The organism is Peribacillus sp. TE19612 (assembly GCF_056279465.1).
On the sequence record NZ_JBWCCL010000001.1, the window covers coordinates 610,309 to 636,464 of the forward strand.

The following is a 26,156-nucleotide window of genomic DNA, read 5'->3' on the forward strand; positions in this document are numbered from 1 at the left end:
GAAGGAATGTTCTTAAAGTAACCGTGCAGTTCAGTGTAATGCAGTTACGCAACCAGCGCGCATTTGATTGAACCAGTTATATAAACATAATCAATTCCTTTCTCAACATGAAAGAATCCTCCAACAGAATGCTGGAGGATTCTTAAGATTATTATTTAAACTTATCCGGAAACTGCTTTATAACTCCCGCAGAGATAGTATCTGCCATTAAGATTATATGTGTGACCCCTTCGTCAATTGCAATGATTCTAGCGTTCCATTCTTTTGCTAAGCTTGCAGATAAATCATTTGTCACTAATTTCAGGTGCATGTACAGGAAATTTTTTAGATCTTCATTTTTTAAATGGGGGTTGGCACCGCTAAGGAAGGCTGCAATTTCATCAGCATTTCTATACCATTCTTTGTTTAGCTGTTTCACCAAGGCATCATTTCCACTTTTAGCCGCATCTACAATCTTTCCCGCAATAACAATATGCTCCTTAAGCAGATCCGTAAGTTTGTTACCAGCTTTCTCTCCGTATACTGGCTTTACAGCATTACCAATATCCTCCTGATTCTTTAGAAGTCTAGCCAGTACCTGTGTTTGATCCTCCGCTCCAGCGGTGGTTGCACTTGTTATATAATTACTTGTCCAAAATACATGATCAATCCAAAGTCTCCTGAATTCATTTTCGAAGTTTACCTCAGATTGGCTAATACGTTGTACCTGTGGCTTAGCGTATGCGCTAGTCGTTCCGGCCACCATGTTTAGAGGAAATAATAAAATAAATCCCATCAACAATAATTTTTTCATAAAACCATCTCCTCCCAAAGTTAAAAAGTTCCTTTTTATTATTGATATATGCGATTTTTATATGCATAAAATTGCTCGTACTTACCATGTTTATATTAAATTGGAATTAGATGGACTCATATCGTCCAATGTAAGCTGTTTTGTATAAAATCAGGTCATCAATCATGATATTAATCCACAGACACAACTACGTCGCATTGGTGCTTTAAATATGATGAATTAATGTTTAAATTACTTGAAAATTCAGGAATGAGACGCAAAGAATTAGTGAATTTAATATGGGAGCAAGTTAATAGAGAAAGTAGAAAATAAGAACGCCTCCTCCCCCTTCATCCCATTGTCTTACCAAGACTATTAAGCATTCTTTTAGAGGCAAAAATTAAATGTTTTTAATATCAGCAGGACTTATGATCCAGCATGTGTGCAGTGCTTCAAGCAATGATAATTAAATACCAATTTGCAAGTTGCGATTTGCAAGTTGCAATCAGAAAGTCCCCACATTTCCCTTAGTCAAAAGGCTTTGATTACAGGGGTTTCTTCTGTAAGGCCCAGATTAACAGAACATAGGCATTCATTTGATTACTATCTGTATAGTGAAGCTACTACTACAAACAGTCCACCCTCCTGAACGATTAGCTTTTCATTAATTAAATCTTACAGTATCTCGTAATTGGGTTCAGAAAGAAAAAAATAAATTTTTCTTTGGTGTACATAATATAGGGAATAACCAACGATAGTAAAAGTGTTATGAAAAGGGTGAACAAATGGAAAGAAATAACGCGATTGACTTTATTAAATTTTTTGCCATATTATCTGTTGTAGTCATTCATGTGTTCCCGAGGGATAGTCAAATTGGTCTATTTATTCTCGATAACTTCTCAAGGTTTGCGGTGCCATTCTTCTTTACTGCATCTGGTTATTTGTTCGGTCAAAAGATGATCCATAAAAGGGATTCCTTTGATTATTTTAAAAGGTATATTATAAAAATCTTGAAACTGTATTTGTGCTGGCTCTTCTTTTATATGATGTTTGATGTTCTAATTCTTTATAAAGATGCTACCGATGTACCAAAGGAATTTGCGCAATACATTAATCATTTTTCTTTTCTTGACCTTATATATTACGGAACTGGGACTAGCGGATACCAATTGTGGTTTTTAACCGCATTAATTTGGAGTGTTATCATTCTATTCGGTTTTTTTAAGTTAAAAAAAGCAAGGCTTCTTTTAACCATTAGCTTAATATTCAACCTGTTAGGTCTTTTCGGACAATCTTATTCGGTGTTCTATGATCTTCCTCTGAGTACACGGGATGCTTTATTCATTGGTCTTTTTTATACAACTTTGGGATTCTTCTTTGCGGATGATAAATTCTTTAAAAAGTCGGGAGCAATAACAGCCAAAACCAATTTATCATTAATTTTAATCTTCTTTATTATCCAAGTGGTAGAAGGATACTTATTAGAAAAGATATTGTCGGGAAGTCATGGGGAATATTTTATTTCTACTATCTGTTTAACTGCATTTCTTTTTTTATTTGCATTAAATAATAAAACATTGGGGAAGGATTTGTTCATTACTAAAGTTGGAGGAAGAGCTCTAGGTATATACATTGTTCATGTAGTCTTCATCGATATTTTTGATTTAATTATATCGGCACTAAGGCTGGATCATATATCTGACAATCTTTTCTTAAAACTATTTGAGACTCTCCTTATAATTACGATGTCTTACATTTCTTATGACCTACTTCAATATTTCAAAAGGTGTTTAAGCAAAATGGTAACAAGCAATTAGTGGAAAGTTAAAACCCTTACTTAAGTGCAGGGATTTTGTAGACAGCAAAAAAATCCCTGCTGGGAGCATGGGATCTCTTTTTCTATTACATATAATTAAAGCTTGGTCTCCACCGGATGAACTGGCGCTTTCTCTATACTGTCGCCAGCATGTTTTTTTGACCAGTAAGTCGCGAGAATTGGTCCGGATATGTTGTGCCATGCAGCAGCCAGGACGCTTGGAAGGGCTGCCAGCGGGCCGAAATGTGCAGTGGCAAGCGCAACACCTAACCCGGAGTTCTGCATGCCCACTTCAATCGAAATCGCTCTTCTATTCACTTCATCAAGTCCAAGCACTTTTGCTGCTAAGTAACCAAAAAGTAGCCCAAATCCGTTATGAAGCATCACGGCAGTAAAAATAAGGAACCCGGAAGAAGCAATGCTAGCTGCGTTGCCTGAGACTACTGCGCTTACAATAGTTATGATGGCTGCTACCGAAATAAGTGGTAAAACGGTCAAGCTTTTTTCAACTGCTACTGGGAAAAACCGCTTAATGGCCAATCCTAAAACAATCGGAAGAAGGATGACTTGTACAATGGACTTAAACATATCAAAAAAATCAACCGGCATCCATTGTCCTGCCAGCAAAAGCAGAAGCAGTGGTGTCATGATTGGGGCAAGTAAAGTTGATACCGAAGTCATAGCTATCGATAAAGGTACATTCCCTTTTGCAAGATATACCATCACGTTAGAGGCTGTTCCGCCTGGTACACAGCCAAGCAATACCAGACCTGCAGCTAATTCGGCTGGTAAATTCATGAGTTTAGCAATAAGGAATGCTACAGATGGCATAATTATAAACTGGGCGCAAACTCCAATTATCACGGGCAGTGGTTTAGTAATGATGATTTTAAAATCAACTGCCTTCAACGTGAGCCCCATTCCAAACATGACAACGCCAAGCAATATTGTAATAAATCCCCCCAATCCCAAAAATGGCTCAGGAAAAATAAAGGCAATGACGGATATTAAGATAACCCAAACAGCAAAATATTTTCCGGCTACTGCGCTTAATGCTTCTAATACTTTCATTCCATCACACTCTTTCTAGCATTAATATTTTATTTGGATTTAATAAATTATCGGGATCAAGGGCTAATTTGATTTTTTCCATCACAATCAGTGAGTTCCCATGTTCTTTTTCCTGATATTTTTGTTTACCGACCCCAACACCATGTTCGCCAGTACATGTTCCCTTACGTTCAAGGGCATACAGGACAATTTTTTCATTTAGCTGTTCAGCTCTTTTAATCTCTTCTTGATTATTGTTATCAATCATTAAGAGTACGTGATAGTTTCCATCGCCTACATGGCCGACGATCCCACCGGTAAGGCCCAGGAAATCAACTGCTTCCCTTGCATGGTGAATGGCACCGGACAGCTCTGAAATAGGAAGGCAGACATCAGTCACCATCAGTTTTTTCCCAGGATAGCCTTGAATATAAGCATAGGCAAGATTATGGCGAGCTTCCCATAGGCGGTTCCTGGCAGCATTATCTGTTTCAAATTCAATATCGTAACAATTATGTTCAGCTACTATTTCTTTAGTGAACTCTACGTCATGTTTCAACCCGGCTTCATTACCATGAAACTCCAAAAATAGTGTAGGTGCTTCGTTATAGCTTGTATCACTATAAAGGTTAACCTGTTTCATTGATGGTTCATCGACAAGTTCCACCCTTGCTATTGGAACACCTGACTGCAAAATGCTTACAACAGCTTCCACCGCATGGGTCAATGTCGGAAATGATGCTCTTGCCGCCATAACGTGCTCAGGAATTCCGTAAACTCTTAACGTCAATTCCGTAAAGCAGCCAAGCGTTCCCTCTGATCCAACAAAAAGGCCGTTTAGATGGTAGCCTGATGACGATTTAGCGGCCAAATTGCCAGTATGTATAATCGAACCATCTGCAAGTACCACTTCAAGATCACGGACTTGATCACGCATCACACCATATTTAACTGATGTCGTTCCACTGGCATTTGTTGCCGCCATTCCGCCAAGAGTAGCATCAGCTCCCGGGTCAACGGAAAAAAACAAACCGTATTTTTTCAATTCTTTGTTTAGTTGCGAACGCGTTACGCCAGGCTGAACTTTTACGAGAAAATCGTTTTCACGCACTTCCAGGATTTTATTCATTAGTGAAAAATCAATTGTTATGCCATGGTTGTATGGTATGACATGTCCCTCGAGGCTTGATCCCAACCCAAAAGGAACCATCGGGATTTTGTACTTATTTGCCAATTTCACAACTTCACTGACTTGCTGTGCTGTTTCCGGAAATACAACAATATCAGGAAGACTTACAGCATGATAGGATTCATCTCTGGCATGCAATTCTCTTACTGTCTGGTTTTCCGTTACTTGACTTTCCGAAAGGATTTGCTTTAAATCGTTGATTAAATTTACACTAGCCGCTTCCATTCTATTCTCCTTCTTTCTGCTATAGCATCCGTTTTTGTCATATCAAAAACTTTAGTCGTACCTATACCAATATTTAGTTTCTTCTTCTATTCTTCAACTGAGTATCAAGAGATGGTTTCCCCCTCCTTAAATGGCTTTATACGATACCGCTTCCATTTATCGGATAATTGGTCTAACCAATTTTCATTATACTAAATTTTTTGACTTTTTCAACAATTATCCGTTTTATACATTTCTCCATAAAAATATGCTTTATTCTCAATATTTATAGTTAATTTTCCATCCTTATAACAAAAACCCAAATGACCTTTAATAGCCATGTGAACGTAATTTGACTGAATCTAGACCATAATATTTTTACAATATTGGTCTAACCAATTAAAATATCAGATTTTTTGAACAGTTATTTATTTTAATTTTAATATTGCGGATTATCCCCTTGCTTCATAAATGAATGCTTGTTAGAATGATTTCACTAATAGTCGTACCAGCATGTTGTAAGGGTTGTCATGGAAGGATGTGAAGAAAGTAATGGATTCAATACCAGTTAAATCTCCCAAAGTGTACGAAATCATCTTCAATCAGATTAAGGAATCTTTTATTAGCGGTGAATTGAAACCTGGAGATAAATTACCGCCTGAACGCGAATTATCCAACCGTTTTAAAGTGAGTCGAACATCAATCAGGGAAGCCCTTCGAGTATTGGAGATTAACGGAGTCATTGAGATTAGACCAGGTGATGGAACATTTATCAGACAATCTGATGTTCAATCACTGATCGAACAGCTAACCACCTCAATCATCAAGGCTGAGGACAACATGGTCTATGAAATGCTTGAAGTCCGTCGAGTAATTGAAACGGAGTGTGCTTTTCTTGCTGCGCAGAGAGCAAACTCTCTTGATTTACAAAATATCCTTAAAGCTCTAGAAGAAATGGCACGTTCGGAACATGATGAAGAATTAGGCTTGCGAGCAGATCTGCTTTTTCACCATAGTATTGCACAAGCCACAAATAATTCCATATATGCTGGATTGGTTCATACTCTAAGTGACCAAATGAAAAATACGATTCGTGCCACCAGACGGCATCGTTTCGCAAAACCAGGTCATTTTCAAGAAACGCTTCAAGAACATAAAGAAATCTACTATTCCATCGCATTAAAGGACGCGGACAAAGCCAAGCAACTAATGAATGCCCATATCATTCGCATTAGAGAGCAGATGGCTGCGGCTACACTTGAAAGCATTGGAGAAGTAAAAATTGCTGCTTATCCAAATGAAAAAGACAAGCCTCACAATGCTGTAGGTGAAAAATAAAGTTCAGCTTGCAATATGATTAACCCAATATGGAATTACACCTCTAAAATTATCAACTAAGTGATTTTTTAACCTTGGCCTATTAATTGACACTACTTTTCCCAATAAAAAAGCGCCTTTATCAGAGGGCGCTAAGCTGGTTTATTATTGTTAAAAAATTGATCCCCTATATTAAGTAAATGTTGTTTTTATCCTTTTGACATAGTGAAGGAATCAACGTTACATACTTTTAGAGCATTATCAATCAATGAAAGCTGTTCATTAATCATTGATAAGTAGGAAATATGATAGTCATTAATTTGTTCCTTTAACTCCAACAGCTGCGTTTTGTCCCTTAATATAAGGTAAATCTCGTCTGGATGTAACATATCACTTCTCCTTTTAATTAAGATATTACCTTTTACCCAAATTATTACAATCGTTAACTTATAAGTGGATGTTTTGCACTATATTTCACAAGGGATTGCTCGGTAACAGTTCCTTCTTATAGTAAAGGTCCGTTAGTTGAAGTAGCACGACGATCTAAAAAGGCTGTCGTATAGTAGTATTAAACGTCGAATATGCCCCCTTCTTCCCTTGTTGTGTTAGACTTAATAGATAAAACCATATTTTCTTGGTTTTAATTGACTTTTCTTAGTCACACTTGCATAAGCAAAGGAGTGAAGGAAATGGAGAAAATCAGCGTTTTTTTGGATGACTATCGGAAAGCACCCGATGGCTATGTGTTAGTCGAGACTATTGACGAATGTTTAGAGCTATTGCAAAACTTTGATATTGAACATCTCTCTTTAGACCATGATTTATTAAATAAAACCAGGAATGGTTTTATGCTTGTTCAAGAGATGGTGAAAGAAAAACTATTTGCTAATCGCATTACTATTCACTCTGCCAATTCAGTTGGCGGTAAAGCGATGTACAACTGTTTAAAGCAAGCACAACGGAATTTAACTATGCCCCCTGCCATTATCGTATCCTTACGACCATTGCCCCTCAAATTCTTCCCGTCAAAGGTTCTGCAACATTATATAGATATACGGTAACCCCTTCTCAATCTCAATTACATTTCACCATTCTTTTTGTTAGATAAATAGTAAATCGAAAGGGCAACTTTAATCCGAGTTGCTCTTTTTGTATTTCTACTTTGTATAAGAGATTGAATATCTTTCATTGCACACTTTGCCATCATCCGCATGTGAACAACTTACCCCTTTTCCATGGAAAGAGAGTGAACTATTTCCAGTGTTATTGATCATCGAATTACTTTTTCCTTCAGGCTGTGCAACTTCCATAGCATTGTACCGACAAGCAGAAGTTCATACCTGGTTCACATAACGTTTCGCACATATGAAATATGTATTTTAAAATTAGTATCCTCCCTCCTGCCCTATCGCCTAATAAATATTTTGGCGGTTTCTTAAGACATTTCTAGCCACCTAGATCTTTCAATTTTCTGTGATGATTTTTCCTTTTTTGAGGCTTTGTCAACAGTTATCCTTTGTGGTTTTTTGCATTAGCTGCCTCCTGATGTAAACAATAAATTTAATGCTTGACCTAGAGTTGACTCTAAGTTGTAAAGTGGTATGAGTAATGACGGAGGTGATCAATCATGTATCGAATTGGAGAACTCTCTAAACTATTGGGTGTTAGTGAACATACGCTTCGTTATTATGAAAAAGAAGGTTTAGTAGTACCATTGCGTAAAGGAAAGAATCGTATTTATTCTGAAGAGGATAGAGAATGGCTCGGATTCATCCTCCATATGAAAAATACAGGAATGGCCCTTGTTGATATTAAGAAGTATACCTTAATGCGTAAAGATGAAAATGGTGACAAACATGCACAAGAATTGATGGAAATCTTGGTAAAGCATCGAGACGAGGTTGCAGCACAACTGAAGTTTTACGAAGAGAATCTTGAACTGATGAATCATAAAATTTCAAAATACCAGAAATTATTAAACGAACATCAGGATAAGGATTTATTTGATACTTTCGTTGATCAAAAGAAAAAAGGAAATTGAAGTAAATGAAAAGAATGAACATCGTTTCAAAAATGGGCAATCATGTAGCGAAATAGTTGTTTTACAAGACTAGGAGGATGATCTAACAATGATAAAAATAGCATCTATTGAAAAAAACGCAATTTTTCCAATTGGCGAACCGATTGAAAATGAATACTTCTTTGGAACAGCATACTTGGAAATGCTTTTAACTGATTCAGCTTTGAATGCACCAATCGGAAATGTAACATTCGAGCCTGGTGCCCGCAATAACTGGCACACTCATGCAGCAGTGCAAATCCTGTTAGTGACTGCCGGTGAAGGTTGGTATCAGGAAGAAGGTAAACCAGGACAACTTCTAAAGGCTGGGGATATTGTAAATATCCCTGCAGATGTAAAACATTGGCATGGTGCTGTGAAAGACAGTTGGTTTGTCCATCTTGCTTTAACTCCAGGCGAAACTAGTTGGTTAGAACCCGTGTCTGAAGAATATTATCAACAATTATAAAATTTTTATTTGGAGGATGAGAAAATGGCAAATATAGAAGGCAAAGTTGTTGTAATTACTGGTGCATCTAGTGGTATTGGGGAAGCAACTGCAAAATTGTTAGCTGCAAATGGTGCAAAAGTTGTTTTAGGAGCACGCCGCGATGATAGATTAAAAGAACTTAAGGAAAGCATCGGCCGAAATTGTGTTTACGCAGTGACGGATGTTACTTCATTAGAAGATGTTCAAGCCCTCGGAAAACTGGCTTTGAATACATTTGGACGGATAGATGCTTGGATGAATAATGCAGGCGTAATGCCGCAATCGACCCTGGATAAATTACACACCGACGAATGGAATCAAATGATTGATGTGAATATTAAAGGTGTCTTGAACGGAATCGCTACATCCTTACCGCAAATGCGTAAACAATGTGCAGGGCACATCATTAACATTTCCTCTATTGCAGCGCATGGAATTAATGTTGGTGGAGCTGTTTATAGCGCAACGAAAGCAGCGGTAAATATGATTAGTGAAACGTTACGTCAAGAGGAAGCCGTGGCTGGAAGTAATGTTCGGGTGTCGATTGTTTCTCCAGGAGCTATCGCAACAGAATTAACGCAAACTATTACAGATACAGACTTGAAAGGTCCGTTCGAAGAATTATACGATGCTTTTGCGATTAGTCCTGGCCGTATAGCGGAAACGATTCTGTTTGCTTTGAATCAACCTGAAGATGTTACCGTTAATGAGTTTATTGTAAGACCATCTCGACAACAGCCTTAATCGATAAAAGTTTTCTCACTGGGAACATTCCAATAACAGATAGAATAAGACGCAGGTTAATAAAATAGATCACAGCCTGATTGGAATCGAACAGGCTGTGATCTATTTAGTCTTAAAATCAATTGCTATTTAATAAGCCCATTCTGTATTCATTGAATTAATTCATGATTTCACTTCATTGAAAAATTGCGGCAGGTCTTCTTTATGCGCTTCGAGCATTTCATCCAGCATTTTTTTGGCGATGGTGTCTGATGGTACCAAAGGGTTTATGGTCATCGCTACCAAAGCTTTATGATAATCTCCTGTGACAGCCGCTTCAGCAGCCATTCTTTCAAATGATTTAATTTGCTGGACCAACCCCCGGACTGCTACAGGCAGGTCGCCTATGGCGATTGGTCTTGGCCCTTCTTTGGTGATTACACAGTTAATTTCAATGGCTGATTCATCTGGAATACTCGCTATCGCTCCGTTATTACGTGTATTTACTGGCTGAATATCCCGCTTATCATTGTAAATCGAATTGATGAGACTGCAGGCCGCTTCGCTGTAATACGCTCCACCGCGCTTTTCTAGTTGAGTCGGTTTAACATTCAATTCAGGATCCCTATACAATTCAAATAGGTCTTTTTCCAGTTGTTGAACGACCTCAGCCCTCGTCCCATTTGTTGCTGAGGATTCCTTTTCTTCGGCAAGCATTTCATCGGTCTTGTAATAATAACGATGGTATCCGCAAGGAATAATGCCCATTCCTTTAATGAAATCACGATCCCAGGCAAAGCCCGCAATGTTTTTCATCGTCATTTCATTTTCCGGATTCCCGAGCGCATTTATTACTTTATCCTTCACGCTTTTTCCGTCCACATAAACATCAAGTCCGAATACCATATGATTTAATCCTGCAAAATCGACTTGAACCCTGTCTGGATCTACACCCAAAGCTTTTGCAATGCCCATTCTCATCCCAATGGGAACGTTGCATAAACCCACAACCTTTTTGATATTGCTATATCGTAAGACTGCCTCCGTAACCATACCAGCAGGGTTGGTGAAGTTCACAAGCCAGGCATCCGGGCAAAGCTCCTCCATATCCCTGCAGATTTCCAGGATGACCGGTATGGTCCGAAGTCCTTTAAAGAGACCGCCAGGCCCATTTGTCTCTTGTCCGATTACATCATATTTTAACGGAATCCTTTCATCCTTTGCTCTTGCATCAAGTAATCCGACCCTGAATTGGGTCGTTACAAAATCTGCATCTTTCAGTGCTTCGCGCCGGTTTAGCGTAAGGTGAATGTCAATTGGCAGACCTGCCTTTTCAACCATTCTCCTGGCAAGGTTTCCGACGATCTCCAATTTTTGATTCCCTTTATTTATGTCTACAAGCCAGATTTCACTTACTGGAAGTTCATCATACCGTTTGATAAAACCTTCAATCAGTTCCGGCGTGTAACTGGAACCGCCGCCTATTGTCACGATTTTTATCCCATTCTTCAAAATGACACCCCACCATTCTTATTTTTGTCTCATTTCCCGGTACATTCTAATCATTTCCGCAACTAGGTCATTTATCGTCTCAGCACTCATCATTTGATCCTCAGCGTGCAATTCATTAAAAGATGCAATGGCTTCTCTAGTAAAAATATAAAATCTCCTTTTGAGTGTCAGTTAACGACCAAAGTCTCATTTTCATTTTCCATACTCGTATTTATATTTCGGTTTCCATGCCATTTCTCCTTTTATTAGTTGACATACATAGGCTATTAGTGTTGCTGTATAAGTTGAACAGTCTAATTAACGACTTTTGAATGGATTAAGTATACGTAAAACTCGTAAGATACAAAAAAAGCAATTCACATGTAGTGTAATTGCTTTTTTAAAGAAGTGTATGGATATAACTCATGCTAATTAAGCTTTCGTTAATGTTCGATTATCCCCTTACAGGGTAGACTATGGTTTTTTATCGCCAAGTAAAAATAACTACAGCAGATTTTCCCAGGTTTACAATGACATTACTTGTTTTTTACGATGGATAGTATCGTAATGGTGCTTATAATGCAGAGTGTGCCAAGCCACTCGGCAAAACCGAACGTTACATTCAACCAGAAAACGGATATTAAGGTTGCGGATAATGGCTCAACGGAAGCCAATAAACTTACCTCTGAAGCAGATATGAATTTTGTACTTTCCAAATAAAAATATAAAGCAATGATCGTACCGAAAATGATGATGAATAAAACCGCTGAAAATGAAGATAACGTCCATTTGCCTTCAAATTCCCATGGGGGATGGATCATGCTAAAGCATATGCCTCCAATCAACATGCCCCAACCCACAACAATCATTGAACCCCATCTTGAAAGGAGTTTAAAAGGCTGCAATGTATAGAATGCCAAGGCAAAGGCTGATGTTACTCCCCAAAATACTGCCCACCCGGAAATGGAGAGTGTACGTATGCTTCCTCCCGTCACAAGCAAAAAAGTGCCTAAAATCGCTATGATCACAGCTACGCTCACCGTAATGCTTGGAAAACGTTTGGAACGAATGGCTAAATAACAAGTGATCAGTGCCGGGGCCAAGTATTGAAGGACAGTGGCAGTGGCTGCGTTGCCATGTTCAATTGCTGCAAAATATGTGTATTGAACAGCGAGCATTCCCAGAATGGCAAACATGATAATTTGAAGCGTATCATTTTTAGTTTTCCAAATCTCAAAAACTTTCAATCTTTCATTCTTATAAGCGACCCCCAATAAGATGATTCCAGAAAGCAACAAGCGTACAACAGTAAGCCACTCAGGACTGAAACCTTGCTGCTGAAATAGATATTGAGCTGCCGTTCCTGACACTCCCCATAACGCAGCCCCAGTCAGTACCAGTGCAATCCCTTTATTTCTTGAAGGTGATATAGCAACTAAAGTATCATTATTCATTTTTTTCTTCCCCACTTATTACACGTTCCGTATGGGCTTGAATTCTAAAGTAACTTTCTTTCCAATTCTTTTCTATCTCCTTAAGCACCATAGTGAGACTTCCACCCCTAATTGCCTGTATGATTTGATCATGCTCATCAACGGAAAAGTGAACATCACTTACCTGATTGAAATAAAACAGTTCCATTCGTATAAGTTTTTGTTTGAGTCCCGATAGAAGCCGCTTCAACTCATCATTTGTTGAAAGATTGATGTAAATGGAATGAAAGTCATTATCTTTCTGGACGGCCACTATTTGATTCCCCTCGTCGATTGCGTTTTTCACTTCATGATTGATGGATTCCATCTCCATTAAGTGTCTTTCTTCAATGAAATCAAAAGCCTGTTCCATAGCCAGCTTTTCCAGTGTCCAAACAATGGAATATATGTTTAATACCCCTTCGAATCGAATAGGGGAAACAATAGTTGAACGGCTCGGCTTGGTCTCGACAAATCCCTCATCCTCAAGCCTTAAAAGTGCTTCTCTAATAGGGGTTCTGCTTACTCCCAATTGTTCGGCTAATTCTTTGTCGCGTAATTGTTGACCTGGCGTCAGGATCCCCTGGACAATCCAATCCCGCAATATCATGTATGCTTCTTCACGTACAGACGTACGTTTAATTTTTTGTGAATAATTTGAATGCTTCAACGGCTATAACTCCTTAAAATACAGATATATAATATGCAATATATCACATATTGCATACCGTTGGAAGAAATTATAGAAAATTTAAATCTGGGTCCTTTAATAAAACATCAAGCATCTTTTCACATAATAAAAGGGAATCCTTCCATAGTAAAAACACTTCTTTACGATGATGAAAGTAATCCTTCTACCATGAGTCCTCGTGCTTTAGATTTACAACGATTCACTGATTAAAAATAAAGTTCTATTTTTTTGTATACCATTGTATGTATTTTAAAATTCTTAGTACACTAGATTGAGACTAACGGCATGTGTAGTTTATCGCTTTCGGAACTAACAAATATTGGATAGTTTTGGTGAATGAACTGGATACTTCTTCACTTTACTGATTATTTTCAAGTGAAGTTTGTGTTTCTAAAAAAATGTCTTGAAAATATCTTGGTGCTTACCGCATTCATTACATGAATATTCTATTTCCAATGCATCTTCGGTTACTGTATGAACTGTCTCTTTTTTACAAGTTTCACAAAATCTCTTTTCGGATATTTCTTTCATTTATCATTCACACTCCGTTTTTTCATCATTTTTTGTAGCCTTACTATTATTTTGCGAATATCCGACAGAAAAAATACCTTTTTCCTGAAGGGCCAGAGAAAAAGGTACTAAAATTGTTAATTTAACCTTGGATTCCAATACATCAAAGCTGCATGAAACGGATATTCGTATTCGAAAACTCCTTCTTTTTCCACCACATATTTATTTAGGATCGTTTTTACTTCATCATAGGAAAAATGTTCATCAAGAATTTTTGTTGTATTATCTCGGATCACTTCTTCATAGGTGGAATAGATTTTTTTACTTTTCAATTTAACGATCTTACAGTCCGCCAGTATTCCAAGTTGATACAAAACATTCAAGATGTGTATGTAATCCCGTCTTCTTAAATTAATCGTATATCCTCGTTGCTTCAATTCCATATAATGAGGTTTTTCTGGTCCGGTTGTCATACCTACTATCGCTAAACGAGCTGCAGAATCATTCATTTTTAATAAGGTATGACCGATTTCACTCATTCGGTAATAACAATTAAAACCAAATACTACATCATATTTGACTTTTTTGTTATCACTTTCCCACTTATCATGAATTAACTCCATGTTTTCGAAACCTTTTTCGTTTGCCTGGGATTCCAAAAAGCTGATAATGCTTTTGGAACTATCTATACAAGTTAGCTTCCTGACTTTTTTTGCAATATCAAATGTATAATTGCCCCATCCAGGGCCGATTTCCAAAACATGATCATCCTGTTTTAATAATGCCAATAACTCTTGCTGCACAATTTTTGCATAAGGGTCCGCTTTATGTTGTTTTTTCGCTGCAACCTTAGAAGCCCAAAAAGCTTCTTCTGCAGCATCATCTTTTAGCCTGTTAGGTATCTTCCCTGTATGATCTGTCATTGCATGTTTCCAAAGTTCAATATAATCTGTCATCTTGTCTCCCCTGAATTCGTATGTAGTTATCGGTTTTCAAAATAAAGCAAACAGCCAAATACTTCCTCCTTTAAATATATTAGCATACCATAGCTAAAACTTTGTTTTACACATAAGAAAAAGGAGCAAAAACTTTGCTCCTGTATCCATATTGCGTATTTTTCTATATACTTTTATCTTTTCGATAAAGCTGACCACGTATTTTCAAGCCATTTATCAAAGTCTGCTCCTTTTTCACCCTCATATGTATCATATATATCCATTCTCATCTTCTGGAGTTTGTCTTTGAATTCGTGATATGTGTGATTTTCAGGTAAACTCTTCTTGATCCTCACTAAGATTTTGGTCAAACCTTTGATCAACTCACCCTTTTTCCTTGCTGGCAATTGCACATCTTCGCCTAAACTTTTCAATTGACGGTAGGCTGCCTCTTGAACTTTATATACAGAATCATTATTCATGATATGTGTGAGAATGTCGATTACTTGTTTATTTTTTGCTTGACCTAATTCTTCGATTGCATCTAAACGTTCTCTCCAATTAGATTTTCGATTGGCAGATTTTTTTAATTCCTCATAGTTGGCAGGTAGCTCGATACCCTTTGTCTCCTTGTTATTCAAATGAATCATTTCTCCTTCTGTCTTAGTGATCCGGATATCAAACATGTAATCCGAAATGATAATCCCATTACCAAAATGGCTTATTCCATTCTTTATTATACCCTTTTCCATATTTTAATATAGTTAAATTTATCTGCCGTATCGTCAATCACCCGGGTTCCGGGGACGAGATGCTTTGTTTGTCTTCAATTTACCTGCGCCTATCAACTTCAACTTTAAAAGGCATAAATCCTGCCTGGATTCATGCCACTTTGTAGGATGCTTTTATTATTGAACATGTACAAATCTAGTCCACGTAATGTTTTTTATTATCTGGATGAATAGAAAATTTTTTCCGTAAATTGACGAGGTTTACACCAAAACTTTCTTCTAAAAGTTCCCTATGTTTCTCCATGATTTCCATGAGATACAAATCATGAATCATGACTTCTGTAATGGGCATCACTAAACCTACATGCATGGTCCATGCTGCACGGCTATCTTTACCAAGAGAGACTATACCTGCGACAACTTCTGAATCATCTCCACTGATAACAAGCCATCGTCCACCATACTCTTCTGTAATTTCATAACCCATATAATGGAGGTAAACATTTGCAAAATCACAGACGATTTCCCCGTAGGCAATAATTGTTACATTGACCCCACTATTTGCGGCCTGTCTTAGTTCAGGTTCTAATTCATCGAATTCGTCTTCCCAAATCTCTAAGAGTATTCTTTTTTTAGCAGATAATATACAAGCTTTTACCTTATCGAGTATTTCATTGCGCCCCATGATATTCCAGATATTTTCACGATCATTTGCAGATCGTTCGAACTCCGCTAATGATTTTTCTGCCCGTTCAAAATTCTCTTCCGCTTTCATCCGACGGTTTTTTATTAGCTCCTTTGCAGGAACAGGAGTATACTGTGGTGTGTTTCCAGGACTAACCAGAATATCTCCGCGTATGGCGAGACTATCCAGAATTTCATATATTCTTGAACGTGGTACACCGGAATTTTTTGCTACTGCATAGCCTGTTAATGGCGATTCTTCCAATAAGGCAAGATATGCTTTCGCTTCATATTCGGTGAAATTCAGATTTTTTAATGTTTCTAAAATGTTTTCTTTCATAAACCCTCCAACACAACCGTAGTTGCTACCTTTGTAACTAATATTTTAGCAAAAATTGTTGACGTTTTCCATTTTCATCTAATATACTTATTAAGTAGTTACTTTAGTAACCACTATAAAAGTGAGAGGGGGAATTAGTATGGACAGCTTACTTACATACATATCAATAGTGGCAATGATGGTTATTATACCGGGAGCAGATACAATGCTCTTAGTGAAAAACACACTTAGCCATGGTCCGAAAGCGGGACGTTATACCGTTTTCGGAATGGCAACGGGACTTACTTTTTGGACGCTTATAGCCATTCTTGGACTATCTGTTGTCATTGCAAAGTCTGTGATTCTTTTCAGTACAATCAAATATTTGGGAGCCGCCTACTTAATTTACTTAGGAATAAAAAGTTTTTTTGCTAAAAGCGTTTTTTCCTTAAAAGAAATCCAAGCACAAGCAAATACACCTGCGAAGTATTCAAACCGGCACAATAAAGATTCCTTCATGCAAGCATTACTTAATAATATTCTTAATCCAAAGACCGTTTTAGTTTATATAACAATCATGCCGCAATTTATCAATTTGAACGGAAATGTAAACCAGCAATTGATTATATTAGCCTTCATCTTAACCTTGCTAGCTGTACTGTGGTTTCTATTTCTTGTTTATCTAATTGATTACGCAAAAAAGTGGATGAACAATTCCAAATTCCAGAAAGCATTCCAAAAATCAACTGGCGTAATTTTAATCGGTTTTGGGATAAAAACAGGAATTTAAATTCATTTACTAACACATTTAATTTGATTCCATCCGTTCAGATAATTGAACGGTTTTTTTCATTTACGAACCTCACCGATATTTTTTCACATATGGCACTGCATTATTGACTGCAAAGGTTTTTCCGCCTTCATCATTTAAAACAAAAACGTCAGTATTTTCCCATAAGTGCAGGAAATACTGACGAGTAATGTCCTATGAAGTTTGAAGTATTTCTTTTTGTCAATCCAAGCCGCAAGCTTTGGCGAGTATTTCAACAAGGTGCAAACTTTTCATTTGGTTTGCCGCTCCCTTCCTTTGGATGCCAATGCTCATTTGCATTTGGCATCCTGGGTTAACCGTAACAATGGTAGTTGCTTTCGTTTCGTAAAGATTTTTCATTTTCTCATCAAGAATTTTCATGGATTCATCAAAGTGGAGAAGATTGTAAATGCCTCCAGATGCACAGCAACGGTCAAACCCTTCCATTTCGACATAGGAAACGCCTGGTATGGATTGCAATAATAAACGAGGTTCCTTTTGGACCTTTTGAACATTGCGCAAATGACATGAATCTTGATAGGAAACGGTGCCTTGCCATTCTTCAGTGAAGGGTAGCGGCCCCAATTGATGAAGTATTTGACTGATATCTTTTGATTTTTCCGAGAAAGACTTTGCCGCCGCAGCCCATTCTTGATCCTCTGCTAATAGATGTCCATATTCAAGAAGCGAAGCACCGCAGCCTCCTGCGTTATTTACGATTACATCAGCATCCGTTTGCATGAAGGCTTGGATATTCCTCTTTGCCAATGCTTTCGCTTGTTTTGTTTCACCTTGATGGGAATGCAGAGCACCGCAGCAATTCTGATTTTCAGGGAGAATGACCTCACATCCTGCTAAGGTAAGCAGCTCAATGGAAAGACGGTTTATTCGTGACATCATGGAATCCATGATGCATCCAGTAAAAAATGCCACTTTTAATTTCGTTTCCCCTTTTGCCGGCATAAGCGTACCTGGCCGGATACGTTTGGAGGAAGTCTCGATGTCTGGAAGTGCCTGTTCTAAATGTGCAAGGGCAGGGGAAACCTTCTGCAATACTTTTGATGAACGGATAAGCTTGGATAAGCCTGTTTTTTGATAGAGTTGCACTGCACTTCCAATCCTGTTCATTCGTTTTGGATATGGAAAAAGATGAACCAATGCCAGTTTTTTGATTCTTGTCATTTTGTTTTTTTTGTTTGCTGACGGGGAGTTTTCAATGGCTTCTTTTGCCGCTTCCAGTATATGTCCGTATGGCACACCAACAGGACATGCTGTTTCACAAGCACGACAGCCTAAGCATAAGTCGATTGGTTCAGCTAAATCTTTTTGGAAATCTATTTTTCCTTCGGCTGCCATTTTCACTAGATTGATACGACCGCGTGGAGAGGCGGATTCCACACCCATTGATTCATATGTAGGGCATGCCGGTAAACAGTATCCGCATTTTACGCATTGGTTTGTCCAATCATAGGCATCTGAATATAAATTTTGGACCGCAGCATTTGACTCATTCGTTTTGGCGGGTAGATTCATGTAACCAACACGACCCTTGTCTGTCCCTTATCAGGAAAAATCTTCCCAGGATTCAGGATATTATTGGGATCCCATGCTTCTTTAATTTTTTTCATCATATTCACTCCGGTTATTCCTAATTCCATTTCCATATATGGTGACTTTAAAGTACCGATTCCATGTTCCCCGGAAAGTGTTCCGCCTAATTCGATTGCTGCTTCAAAAATTTCACTGACAGCAAGCTCCACTTTTTTCATTTCCGTAATATTTCTTTTATCGGTAATGATGTTCGGATGTAAATTTCCATCCCCTGCATGACCGAATACAACCAAATTCAACCCGTATTTCTCCCGGATATTGTTTAATCTCTCCATCATTGCCGGTATTTGACTGCGTGGAACGGTCGCGTCTTCAGAAATTTTTGTAGGACCCATTTGTGTAATGGCAGGGGAAACCAATTTACGCGCACTCCAAATCGTTTGTCGTTCCTCCTCTGTCTCTGCTATCTTGACGTAGGAAGCACCCTCTGCCCTGCATATATCGGCGCATTTATTGATTTCTTCCTCAATCGCCAATGGGTGTCCATCTATTTCTATGATCAAAATGGCTTCTGCCTGAAGAGGCAATCCGGAAGGACGGTAGCTTTCAACAGCACGGATGCACGCATTATCCATCAATTCCAGGGCAGATGGTAGAATTCCTGACGATAAAATGCTGGTAATGGCATGACCAGAGTCTATCAAATGATTGAAGTGGGCGACAAATGTTTGTTTAGATTGAGGTTTTGGTATTAAGCGGATGATTGCTTCTGTAACAATGCCCAAAGTACCTTCCGATCCCACGATCAATCGGGTCAAATCATACCCTGTTACATTTTTTACGGTCTTTCCACCAGTACGAATGATTTCTCCCGTTGGGGTGACCACCTCCAGGCCTATCACATATTCTTTTGTCGTTCCATATTTCAATCCCTTTGGCCCGCTGGAGTTTTCTAATAGATTCCCGCCAATAGTGGCTACATTGGAGCTGCTTGGATCGGGCGGATAGAATAAGCCGGCTTCTTCAGCCTTTTTATGAATATCAGCCGTAATCACACCTGGAGAGACTATGGCAAGCATATTTTCCCGATCAATGATCAATTTATCCCGCAAAAGGGTCATATCAAGAACCATCCCCCCTTTAACAGGTAAAGGGCCGCCGCTTAGCGAAGTTCCAGATCCTCTAGGGTAAACAGGTATTTTGTGAGTATTAGCCAATTTAACCACTTCACTGATTTCCTCCGCGTTTTTTGGCTGGATGACGATTTCGGGTAAATATTCCCCAAAAGAAGCGTCGTAGCTATAACAATACCTTTCTGCCAAATCAAGAAACATTCTGTCACCTGGAATTACCTGTCGAAGATCGACCAGGGCTTCTTTCTCCATGCTTCTCACTTCCTTTCTTAATAGAAATTGGAAAAGGTCTATCCGTATGTAATATAATGGAATTTTAAGATTCTGCTAGATATAATGATGAAAGAAAAGGAGGTTTTTTTTTGAAAATCGCACTGATTCATGCAACCACAACTGCACTAAAACCAATTGAAATTGCCTTTCAGACCGTTGCACCGAACATTGAACTCCTTCATTTCATGGACACGTCTCTTCTCTCCTTGATGGAAAAGAGCGGCAAGTTAACTCCTGAAATCATCCGCCGCTTTTCTGCATTAGTGAATATCGCCTATGATTCTGATGTTTCATGCATCCAACTTACTTGTTCTGCCTTTAATGACATCACTGCAATTTTACAACCTTTATACTCTGTAAAGTTATTTCGTTCAGATGAGGCCATGCTTGATGAAGCTCTTCGCTATACTCGCATTGGCCTGGTTTCTACCGTAAAAGAAACGCCGATCGCCCTTCAAAATTACTTATTAAATAAGAAACCGGACTGTATGATCGAGTCATTGGTCGATCCCGGAATCATCCATTTATTATCACAAGGAAAAAGAAAGGAACATGACGATCGGGTTAAAAAGATGGTGGAACAATTGGATGGAAAGACAGACGTGATTTTGCTTTCACAATATAGTATGGAACATATCGCAAAGCAGGTTAATCCCTCTGTCCCTGTCCTAACGGCGCCGTTATTGGCTGCGAAAAGGTGTTTGGCCCATTTGAATGGAATGTACACATGAGTTTTCTTCGAAAAAATCATTACTTTGCGAGCATGATCGTTTGTCACATCATATATATCGTTTTTTAACCGTTTGTATGATGCGAACCGCCAAAAACTTTCCCTACACCTTGAATTTTTTCAAGGATGACAATCAGAAGGACTGATATGAAAATAACCACGCTTGATACGGATGCGACGATTGGATTGTAGGCATCCTGCATTTGCGAGAAAATCTCGATCGGCAGTGTTCTCATTTCAGGTGATACCATAAAAAGAGAGACCGTTACATTATCAAATGATGTCAAAAATGCGAATAAACCCCCTGAGATGGCCGCGGATCCAATTAGCGGCAGTGTCACTTTCATGAATACCGTTAGTGGATTGGCTCCAAGTATGGCCGCGGCCCTTTCCAGATTATAATCAAATCCACTTAAACCGGTTAATACGAGCCGCATGACATATGGTATGCATATCACGATATGGGCAATTAAAAATCCTGTGGACGTACCGGCAAGCATCATTGGTGTAAAGTACATTAAGAGTGCAATCCCTAAGACTAATTGCGGCACACTTAATGGAGAAGTTAAAAGGGCCGTAATATACGATTTTCCCGGAATATCATACTTTGCGATGCCAAGGGCACCCAAAGTACCGAATATGACGGAGAAAAGGGCAGCTAATGCTGCGAACTTCGCACTGTTCAAAAATGCTTCCAAAAATTCAGGGCGCTCCAAGATCTTGGCATACCATTGCAGTGAAAAGCCTTCAGCCGGAAAACTTGGATAATTGGCACTTGTAAAAGAAGCGGGAATAACGACAATGAGCGGGATTAAGATATAGATAATGGCCAATACGGCTACTGCAATCCGAAGGCCGCCAAACGTTTTCATCATCGGAATACCTCCTTGAATTTCCCTTTTTCAAACGCTCTGGTAAAGACGGCTACCGATATGACAGTGGTTGCTAATAGAATATAAGAAAGAGCAGATCCGAATGTCCAATGCAGCAGGTTATTAATTTGATCATAGATGACAACAGGCATCACGGGCACGTTGGCTCCCCCCATTAGTGCAGGCGTAACATAAGCACTCATTGACAAACTGAATACGAGAATGCAGCCAGATACGATACCTGGGATGCTTAGCGGCAATGTAATGGAAAAGAACCTTCTGAATGGGCTTGCCCCAAGTATGGCTCCTGCCTTATCAAGAGAAGGATCGATATTATAAAGACTTGCAACGATGGATAAGATCATGAAAGGAAGATATGCATTGGAAAGCCCAATCACAACTCCGATTTCCGAAAACAATAGTTTCAATGGTGCATCTATTATGCCAAGGGCCATCAAGGTTTGATTAATCGTTCCATTAGGCAAGAGCAAAAGGTACCAGCCAAAATTACGGACAACTATACTTACCAAGAGCGGTGACACGATCAAGAGAGTGATATACCCTCTGATCCGCGCTGAACTTTTGGCCATTGTCAAAGCTACTGGATATCCAAGAAATAAAGCAACCAAGACCGAATATAAACTGATCTTCACTGTCAGCCATAATGAAGATAAGTAATAGCTATCGGAAAATAATTGGGTATAGTTTTTTATGCTATAAACTGCCTCCGCTCCTCCAAGATTATCTGTGGATATGAAGCTTAAATATAAAATGTATAACATCGGTATGACAAAGAAACCAAATATGAAAAGCAGAATCGGCGTTAAAAGAAGTAATCCCGGTACCCAGACTTTCCTTTTCTTGCTTTTAGGCTTCTTTTGCGGCTCAATAGGACTCGTTTGCTGTTCTATTTCTTGACTAGCATAACTTCTGATGGGCTCCATCCAATCAACACCTCACTTCCATTTTGCCATGATGAATCGAAAGCGGAAGTCAATACTTGAATACTTTTCCCCTGTAACAGAACATTGATTTCCCATGAGGTACCGAGATAGTTCATTTGGCTGATCTTGGCACGATGGAAATCCAATGGAGATGAAGATTTTTCATCAAGAGAAACAACTTGCAGTTTTTCCGGTCTAATATAAAGCTTTACCTCATCCCCGGTTTTCAGATCACTTTCATTTCCCATGACGTTATTTGTGTCGACATGAGTGATATCAGAACCGATCTTGACTGCAACTTTCCGCTTATCGACAGCAGACACATTCCCTTCAAAACAATTCGATTTCCCGATGAATTGAAAGACGAACTCTGTCTTCGGATGATTGTATATCTCAGTCGGGGTACTGATTTGTTCAATTTTCCCTGCATTCATGACCACGACTCGATCAGACATGGATAGAGCTTCTTCTTGATCATGAGTCACAAAAATGGTCGTTACGCCAATTTCCTTTTGTAAACGCTTAATCTCGGCCCTTAGTTCATGACGCAACTTTGCATCAAGGTTTGAAAGCGGCTCGTCAAGCAAAAGGAGCTCAGGTTCAACAACAAGTGCCCTTGAAATCGCTACACGCTGACGCTGACCTCCTGATAATTCCCTTGGATAACGATTCTCCAATCCTGACATTTTCACTAATTCAAGCGCTTTACTAATCTTCTTTTTTTGCTCAGCTTTCCCGACTTTGCGCAGTTTCAAGCCAAAACTGAGATTTTCATAGACTGTCATATGGGGAAAAAGCGAATAAGTTTGAAAAACCATTCCTAAATCACGCTTGTAAGGCGGAACCTTCGTAACATTATTGCCTTTAATATGGACCTCGCCCCGATCCGGATCGAGGAACCCGGCAATAAGGTTTAAGGTTGTGGACTTTCCGCACCCGGAAGGACCAAGAAGAGTGAGTAACTCTCCTTGTTTCACTTCCAAATCAATGCCATTCAGGACAACATTCGCTCCAAATTGTTTAAACGCGCCTTTTATCTCTACATCATTTTTATTTGAGCCAACCCCTTGAACTGCCTCCAGGTGTTGCCTATTAATTTCCACATCTTTTTTTAATACTTCCATGTGATCAACACGCTCCTTTTTATTTGAGTTTTTTCCCTAATTCAGGAGTAACCTCTTTCGCCCATCTGTCTGACACCTCTGCACGGATCTCAGCAAACTTGGCGAAATCAGGTTTGAATGTTTTATCACTTGCTTTAAGCCCGATTGACTCTTCATATTTGTCTGGAATTTTCATGCCTTCCACTGTCGGATAAAATCCTTTTTCCGAAATTAATGCTTGTGCTTCTTCACTGATTACATAGTTGATGAATTCTAGGGCTTCTTTGCTATTTGGCGTATTTTTCACTAGACCAGCGCTGAAAGCTTGAAGCGGCACGCCTTCTTTAGGCACGGCCATCTTAATCGGAATACCTGAAACGGCTAATTCACCTATGGAATAACTTCCCATGACCGTTACGTCAGCAGCTCCTTGTTGGATAGCTGGCATCATTTGCGTTGAATTTTTATAAAATGTATTGGAATACGCTGCAAGATCTTTTGCCTTTTCGAGACCTGGTTCCATGTTTTCCGTACTGCCGCCGTTTGAAATCGCCAGACCATTAAGGGTATTGAAACCCCAATCATTCGTAATATCTGAAAATGCCGTTTTACCCTCGTAATCAGGTGAGACAAGATCATTCCATGATTCAATTGATTTTAAGCCTTCCTTTTTAAAGGTTTCCGTATTATAAGCTGGTGCAATGACTAAACCAAATGCTGGAGCGGCCGCATTTTCAACCGGAATGAACCGTGAATCCACCGATTTCATATTGGGAACATTGGACTCATCAATTGGTACGATCAGTTCCTTCTCCTTAGCGCGTATAACATCAACCGGTACAAAAAGGGCAACATCTATTTGCGGAGCATTCTTCTGTAATTCCACTTTGGATAGGATTTCACCTGATAAACCGGAAATATAATTAACCGTGATTCCCGTTTCTTCTTTGAATTTTGGGGCAATCACATCTCGGATGGCACTTTCGATGACACCGCCATTACCGGCTATCGTTATTTTTTTCTCTCCTTTTTCACCTGCACCCGTTTGTACAGATTCCCCCGGTTTTTGCGGAGTAGGATTACCACATCCCGCAAGAGCGATCAATACTATTATTGATAAAAGACTCATCAGTTTTTTCATAGTCATTACCTCCCGTTTTTCATTTATTTCCAATAATTCCTTGTTCAGTGAAATAATTCACGGCCCCTGGATGAAAATCCAAGGGAACTTGTTTAGTTGCTTCCGTTATTGAAATATCAGAAGCAGCTGGATGTGTATGCTGCAGTTCAGGCAGATGTTCATATAATGTTTTCACAAGATTGTAAGCATGAGGATCAGACATTTCCTTGTAGGTTACCAGGACATTTTTAATTGAAATCGTTTGGACATTTTTTTTCATCCCCCTGTATGTATCACTGGGAATTTCATTATGAGTATAAACTCCATATTGTTTTTGAAGGCGTTCAATGATGTCTCCCGGTATTGGAATGAAAGTTAGTTCCGTCTGCTTGGATATGAAAGCGATTTCATTATTAGGAATTCCCGAAGAAAAGAAAGCAGCATCAATGGTACCATTTCGTAATGCTTCTGCAGATTGAGAAAAAGAAAGATAGGATAAATTCAATTGATCAGTCGGTAAATCGGATTCTAACAGTATCCGCTCTGCAATAAGCCTTGTACCGCTTCCAGCCGTTCCTACACTAATGCGTTTACCAACTAAATCGTCCAAGGAATCAATATCATTTTGTTTAGTAGAAACAATTTGAACATAATTGGAATATAGGGCCGTTAAAGCTCTTAACTTGGATTTATCCGTTTCAGGCAAATCCAGTACGTCCACTGAGGTAAAACCAATTTCTGCCCGATGACGGCTAACCAATTCAGTATTTTCGATGGAAGCATCGGTGACCTGGGTACCTGACACAGCCCCGTTGTATTTTTCATACATATTTGATAATCTTTGTCCTAATGAAAAGTAAACACCTGTCATATCTCCGGTTCCAATGATTAACATCCTGTTATTTAAATCCTGTCCTTCAGAAGTTAGTTGCCTCTGGATCAAGGTAGTAGCAGGTTTAGATATTTCCTGCTGCTCATTCATAAAAGAACATCCTGTCATGAAACAAAATAACAAAGCGACTTTTATAAAGAGTGCTCCATTTTTCATCGTGATCCTCCTTTCTTAATGAATTTAGATGCAAATGCCATGCCAAGTCGATTTTCTGCTTTAAAACGCAAATTCTGCCGATTTCAAGAATGTTATACAAGGATAAACCGGCAATTTT

At 38.8% G+C, this 26,156-nt stretch carries 25 protein-coding genes; 8 read left to right on the forward strand and 17 right to left on the reverse strand.

Going from position 1 to position 26,156, the window contains the following annotated elements; all coding sequences use genetic code 11:
* Positions 1-151 precede the first annotated feature (151 nt).
* Positions 152-793 (reverse strand): glycosyltransferase, encoded by a 642-nt coding sequence (locus ACZ9AO_RS02965; RefSeq protein ID WP_476108425.1) that lies wholly within the window; start codon positions 791-793, stop codon positions 152-154.
* A 764-nt stretch (positions 794-1,557) separates the two neighbouring features.
* On the opposite strand from ACZ9AO_RS02965, the gene ACZ9AO_RS02970 reads away from it, so the two are divergent.
* Complete coding sequence (locus ACZ9AO_RS02970) at positions 1,558-2,589, forward strand: acyltransferase (RefSeq protein ID WP_476108426.1); 1,032 nt, start codon at positions 1,558-1,560, stop codon at positions 2,587-2,589.
* A gap of 95 nt (positions 2,590-2,684) precedes the next feature.
* On the opposite strand, the gene ACZ9AO_RS02975 is transcribed toward ACZ9AO_RS02970, so the two are convergent.
* Together ACZ9AO_RS02975 and ACZ9AO_RS02980 are read right to left on the reverse strand one after the other, a co-directional pair.
* Complete coding sequence (locus ACZ9AO_RS02975; RefSeq protein WP_251539526.1) at positions 2,685-3,659, reverse strand: bile acid:sodium symporter family protein; 975 nt, start codon at positions 3,657-3,659, stop codon at positions 2,685-2,687.
* Positions 3,660-3,663: 4 nt separating this feature from the next.
* A complete protein-coding gene (locus ACZ9AO_RS02980; protein WP_476108427.1) occupies positions 3,664-5,052 on the reverse strand; it encodes an FAD-binding oxidoreductase in 1,389 nt (462 codons plus the stop codon).
* Positions 5,053-5,583: 531 nt separating this feature from the next.
* Between ACZ9AO_RS02980 and ACZ9AO_RS02985 the strand changes: the two genes are divergently transcribed.
* Positions 5,584-6,369 (forward strand): FadR/GntR family transcriptional regulator, encoded by a 786-nt coding sequence (locus ACZ9AO_RS02985; protein WP_476108428.1) that lies wholly within the window; start codon positions 5,584-5,586, stop codon positions 6,367-6,369.
* A gap of 188 nt (positions 6,370-6,557) precedes the next feature.
* On the opposite strand, the gene ACZ9AO_RS02990 is transcribed toward ACZ9AO_RS02985, so the two are convergent.
* Positions 6,558-6,737, reverse strand: coding sequence for a hypothetical protein (locus ACZ9AO_RS02990; RefSeq protein WP_251539533.1), 180 nt, complete (start codon positions 6,735-6,737; stop codon positions 6,558-6,560).
* Between the two features lie 300 nt (positions 6,738-7,037).
* On the opposite strand from ACZ9AO_RS02990, the gene ACZ9AO_RS02995 reads away from it, so the two are divergent.
* The 4 genes from ACZ9AO_RS02995 (at position 7,038) to ACZ9AO_RS03010 (ending at position 9,641) form a co-directional block, all read left to right on the forward strand.
* Positions 7,038-7,409 carry a cyclic-phosphate processing receiver domain-containing protein gene (locus ACZ9AO_RS02995; protein ID WP_057277645.1) on the forward strand — a complete coding sequence of 124 codons (372 nt, stop codon included), beginning with the start codon at positions 7,038-7,040 and terminating at the stop codon, positions 7,407-7,409.
* 566 nt (positions 7,410-7,975) lie between these two features.
* Positions 7,976-8,389, forward strand: a complete 414-nt coding sequence (locus ACZ9AO_RS03000) for a MerR family transcriptional regulator (protein ID WP_476108429.1) — start codon at positions 7,976-7,978, stop codon at positions 8,387-8,389.
* A gap of 97 nt (positions 8,390-8,486) precedes the next feature.
* A complete protein-coding gene (locus ACZ9AO_RS03005) occupies positions 8,487-8,876 on the forward strand; it encodes a cupin domain-containing protein (RefSeq protein WP_476108484.1) in 390 nt (129 codons plus the stop codon).
* Between the two features lie 24 nt (positions 8,877-8,900).
* A complete protein-coding gene (locus ACZ9AO_RS03010) occupies positions 8,901-9,641 on the forward strand; it encodes an SDR family oxidoreductase (RefSeq protein ID WP_476108430.1) in 741 nt (246 codons plus the stop codon).
* Between the two features lie 162 nt (positions 9,642-9,803).
* On the opposite strand, the gene ACZ9AO_RS03015 is transcribed toward ACZ9AO_RS03010, so the two are convergent.
* The 6 genes from ACZ9AO_RS03015 to ACZ9AO_RS03040 all read right to left on the reverse strand — a co-directional run bounded on the left by ACZ9AO_RS03015 (position 9,804) and on the right by ACZ9AO_RS03040 (position 16,474).
* Positions 9,804-11,132, reverse strand: coding sequence for a 6-phospho-beta-glucosidase (locus tag ACZ9AO_RS03015; protein WP_476108431.1), 1,329 nt, complete (start codon positions 11,130-11,132; stop codon positions 9,804-9,806).
* A gap of 515 nt (positions 11,133-11,647) precedes the next feature.
* Positions 11,648-12,565 (reverse strand): DMT family transporter, encoded by a 918-nt coding sequence (locus tag ACZ9AO_RS03020; RefSeq protein ID WP_476108432.1) that lies wholly within the window; start codon positions 12,563-12,565, stop codon positions 11,648-11,650.
* Entirely contained in the window at positions 12,558-13,253 is a 696-nt protein-coding gene (locus ACZ9AO_RS03025) for a GntR family transcriptional regulator (RefSeq protein WP_476108433.1), read from the reverse strand. Before ACZ9AO_RS03025 ends, ACZ9AO_RS03020 begins: the two co-directional genes overlap by 8 nt.
* A gap of 668 nt (positions 13,254-13,921) precedes the next feature.
* On the reverse strand, positions 13,922-14,740 hold the full coding sequence (locus ACZ9AO_RS03030; protein WP_476108434.1) for a methyltransferase domain-containing protein: 819 nt from the start codon (positions 14,738-14,740) through the stop codon (positions 13,922-13,924).
* A 173-nt stretch (positions 14,741-14,913) separates the two neighbouring features.
* On the reverse strand, positions 14,914-15,369 hold the full coding sequence (locus tag ACZ9AO_RS03035) for a HEAT repeat domain-containing protein (RefSeq protein ID WP_063594967.1): 456 nt from the start codon (positions 15,367-15,369) through the stop codon (positions 14,914-14,916).
* 277 nt (positions 15,370-15,646) lie between these two features.
* Positions 15,647-16,474, reverse strand: coding sequence for a TrmB family transcriptional regulator (locus ACZ9AO_RS03040; protein WP_048684436.1), 828 nt, complete (start codon positions 16,472-16,474; stop codon positions 15,647-15,649).
* 139 nt (positions 16,475-16,613) lie between these two features.
* On the opposite strand from ACZ9AO_RS03040, the gene ACZ9AO_RS03045 reads away from it, so the two are divergent.
* Positions 16,614-17,243: a homoserine/threonine efflux transporter gene (locus ACZ9AO_RS03045; RefSeq protein ID WP_251539545.1), complete on the forward strand. Its 630-nt coding sequence runs from the start codon at positions 16,614-16,616 to the stop codon at positions 17,241-17,243.
* A 222-nt stretch (positions 17,244-17,465) separates the two neighbouring features.
* Here ACZ9AO_RS03045 and ACZ9AO_RS03050 read toward each other — a convergent pair whose 3' ends face one another.
* Both ACZ9AO_RS03050 and ACZ9AO_RS03055 read right to left on the reverse strand, forming a co-directional pair.
* Positions 17,466-18,797, reverse strand: a complete 1,332-nt coding sequence (locus tag ACZ9AO_RS03050; RefSeq protein ID WP_251539546.1) for a (Fe-S)-binding protein — start codon at positions 18,795-18,797, stop codon at positions 17,466-17,468.
* Positions 18,794-20,200: an FAD-binding oxidoreductase gene (locus tag ACZ9AO_RS03055; protein WP_251539547.1), complete on the reverse strand. Its 1,407-nt coding sequence runs from the start codon at positions 20,198-20,200 to the stop codon at positions 18,794-18,796. The genes ACZ9AO_RS03050 and ACZ9AO_RS03055 overlap by 4 nt, the downstream gene beginning before the upstream one ends.
* A gap of 110 nt (positions 20,201-20,310) precedes the next feature.
* On the opposite strand from ACZ9AO_RS03055, the gene ACZ9AO_RS03060 reads away from it, so the two are divergent.
* Entirely contained in the window at positions 20,311-20,952 is a 642-nt protein-coding gene (locus tag ACZ9AO_RS03060) for a hypothetical protein (protein ID WP_202187122.1), read from the forward strand.
* Positions 20,953-21,016: 64 nt separating this feature from the next.
* Here the strand turns inward: ACZ9AO_RS03060 and ACZ9AO_RS03065 are convergent, their stop codons facing one another.
* From ACZ9AO_RS03065 to ACZ9AO_RS03085, 5 genes are read right to left on the reverse strand one after another with little or no spacing between them, the layout of a single operon-like run.
* Positions 21,017-21,823, reverse strand: coding sequence for an ABC transporter permease (locus ACZ9AO_RS03065; RefSeq protein ID WP_094246734.1), 807 nt, complete (start codon positions 21,821-21,823; stop codon positions 21,017-21,019).
* Positions 21,823-22,767, reverse strand: a complete 945-nt coding sequence (locus ACZ9AO_RS03070; RefSeq protein WP_048684420.1) for an ABC transporter permease — start codon at positions 22,765-22,767, stop codon at positions 21,823-21,825. The genes ACZ9AO_RS03065 and ACZ9AO_RS03070 overlap by 1 nt, the downstream gene beginning before the upstream one ends.
* On the reverse strand, positions 22,731-23,891 hold the full coding sequence (locus tag ACZ9AO_RS03075; protein WP_134781678.1) for an ABC transporter ATP-binding protein: 1,161 nt from the start codon (positions 23,889-23,891) through the stop codon (positions 22,731-22,733). Before ACZ9AO_RS03075 ends, ACZ9AO_RS03070 begins: the two co-directional genes overlap by 37 nt.
* Positions 23,892-23,910: 19 nt before the next feature.
* Positions 23,911-25,011, reverse strand: coding sequence for an ABC transporter substrate-binding protein (locus ACZ9AO_RS03080; protein ID WP_251539548.1), 1,101 nt, complete (start codon positions 25,009-25,011; stop codon positions 23,911-23,913).
* A gap of 19 nt (positions 25,012-25,030) precedes the next feature.
* On the reverse strand, positions 25,031-26,038 hold the full coding sequence (locus ACZ9AO_RS03085; RefSeq protein ID WP_476108435.1) for a TAXI family TRAP transporter solute-binding subunit: 1,008 nt from the start codon (positions 26,036-26,038) through the stop codon (positions 25,031-25,033).
* Between the last annotated feature and the right edge of the window lie 118 nt (positions 26,039-26,156).

Bases quoted from the DNA above. Each gene is read 5' to 3' on its own strand.
- ACZ9AO_RS03045 (WP_251539545.1), top strand. From the start codon at position 16,614: ATGGACAGCTTACTTACATACATATCAATAGTGGCAATGATGGTTATT.
- ACZ9AO_RS03075 (WP_134781678.1), bottom strand. From the start codon at position 23,891: ATGGAAGTATTAAAAAAAGATGTGGAAATTAATAGGCAACACCTGGAG.
- ACZ9AO_RS02985 (WP_476108428.1), top strand. From the start codon at position 5,584: ATGGATTCAATACCAGTTAAATCTCCCAAAGTGTACGAAATCATCTTC.
- ACZ9AO_RS03050 (WP_251539546.1), bottom strand. From the start codon at position 18,797: ATGAATCTACCCGCCAAAACGAATGAGTCAAATGCTGCGGTCCAAAAT.
- ACZ9AO_RS03035 (WP_063594967.1), bottom strand. From the start codon at position 15,369: ATGATTCATTTGAATAACAAGGAGACAAAGGGTATCGAGCTACCTGCC.
- ACZ9AO_RS02975 (WP_251539526.1), bottom strand. From the start codon at position 3,659: ATGAAAGTATTAGAAGCATTAAGCGCAGTAGCCGGAAAATATTTTGCT.
- ACZ9AO_RS03080 (WP_251539548.1), bottom strand. From the start codon at position 25,011: ATGAAAAAACTGATGAGTCTTTTATCAATAATAGTATTGATCGCTCTT.
- ACZ9AO_RS03055 (WP_251539547.1), bottom strand. From the start codon at position 20,200: ATGGAGAAAGAAGCCCTGGTCGATCTTCGACAGGTAATTCCAGGTGAC.
- ACZ9AO_RS02970 (WP_476108426.1), top strand. From the start codon at position 1,558: ATGGAAAGAAATAACGCGATTGACTTTATTAAATTTTTTGCCATATTA.
- ACZ9AO_RS02965 (WP_476108425.1), bottom strand. From the start codon at position 793: ATGAAAAAATTATTGTTGATGGGATTTATTTTATTATTTCCTCTAAAC.
- ACZ9AO_RS03020 (WP_476108432.1), bottom strand. From the start codon at position 12,565: ATGAATAATGATACTTTAGTTGCTATATCACCTTCAAGAAATAAAGGG.
- ACZ9AO_RS03000 (WP_476108429.1), top strand. From the start codon at position 7,976: ATGTATCGAATTGGAGAACTCTCTAAACTATTGGGTGTTAGTGAACAT.
- ACZ9AO_RS03085 (WP_476108435.1), bottom strand. From the start codon at position 26,038: ATGAAAAATGGAGCACTCTTTATAAAAGTCGCTTTGTTATTTTGTTTC.
- ACZ9AO_RS03065 (WP_094246734.1), bottom strand. From the start codon at position 21,823: ATGAAAACGTTTGGCGGCCTTCGGATTGCAGTAGCCGTATTGGCCATT.
- ACZ9AO_RS02990 (WP_251539533.1), bottom strand. From the start codon at position 6,737: ATGTTACATCCAGACGAGATTTACCTTATATTAAGGGACAAAACGCAG.
- ACZ9AO_RS02980 (WP_476108427.1), bottom strand. From the start codon at position 5,052: ATGGAAGCGGCTAGTGTAAATTTAATCAACGATTTAAAGCAAATCCTT.
- ACZ9AO_RS03010 (WP_476108430.1), top strand. From the start codon at position 8,901: ATGGCAAATATAGAAGGCAAAGTTGTTGTAATTACTGGTGCATCTAGT.
- ACZ9AO_RS02995 (WP_057277645.1), top strand. From the start codon at position 7,038: ATGGAGAAAATCAGCGTTTTTTTGGATGACTATCGGAAAGCACCCGAT.
- ACZ9AO_RS03040 (WP_048684436.1), bottom strand. From the start codon at position 16,474: ATGAAAGAAAACATTTTAGAAACATTAAAAAATCTGAATTTCACCGAA.
- ACZ9AO_RS03070 (WP_048684420.1), bottom strand. From the start codon at position 22,767: ATGGAGCCCATCAGAAGTTATGCTAGTCAAGAAATAGAACAGCAAACG.
- ACZ9AO_RS03030 (WP_476108434.1), bottom strand. From the start codon at position 14,740: ATGACAGATTATATTGAACTTTGGAAACATGCAATGACAGATCATACA.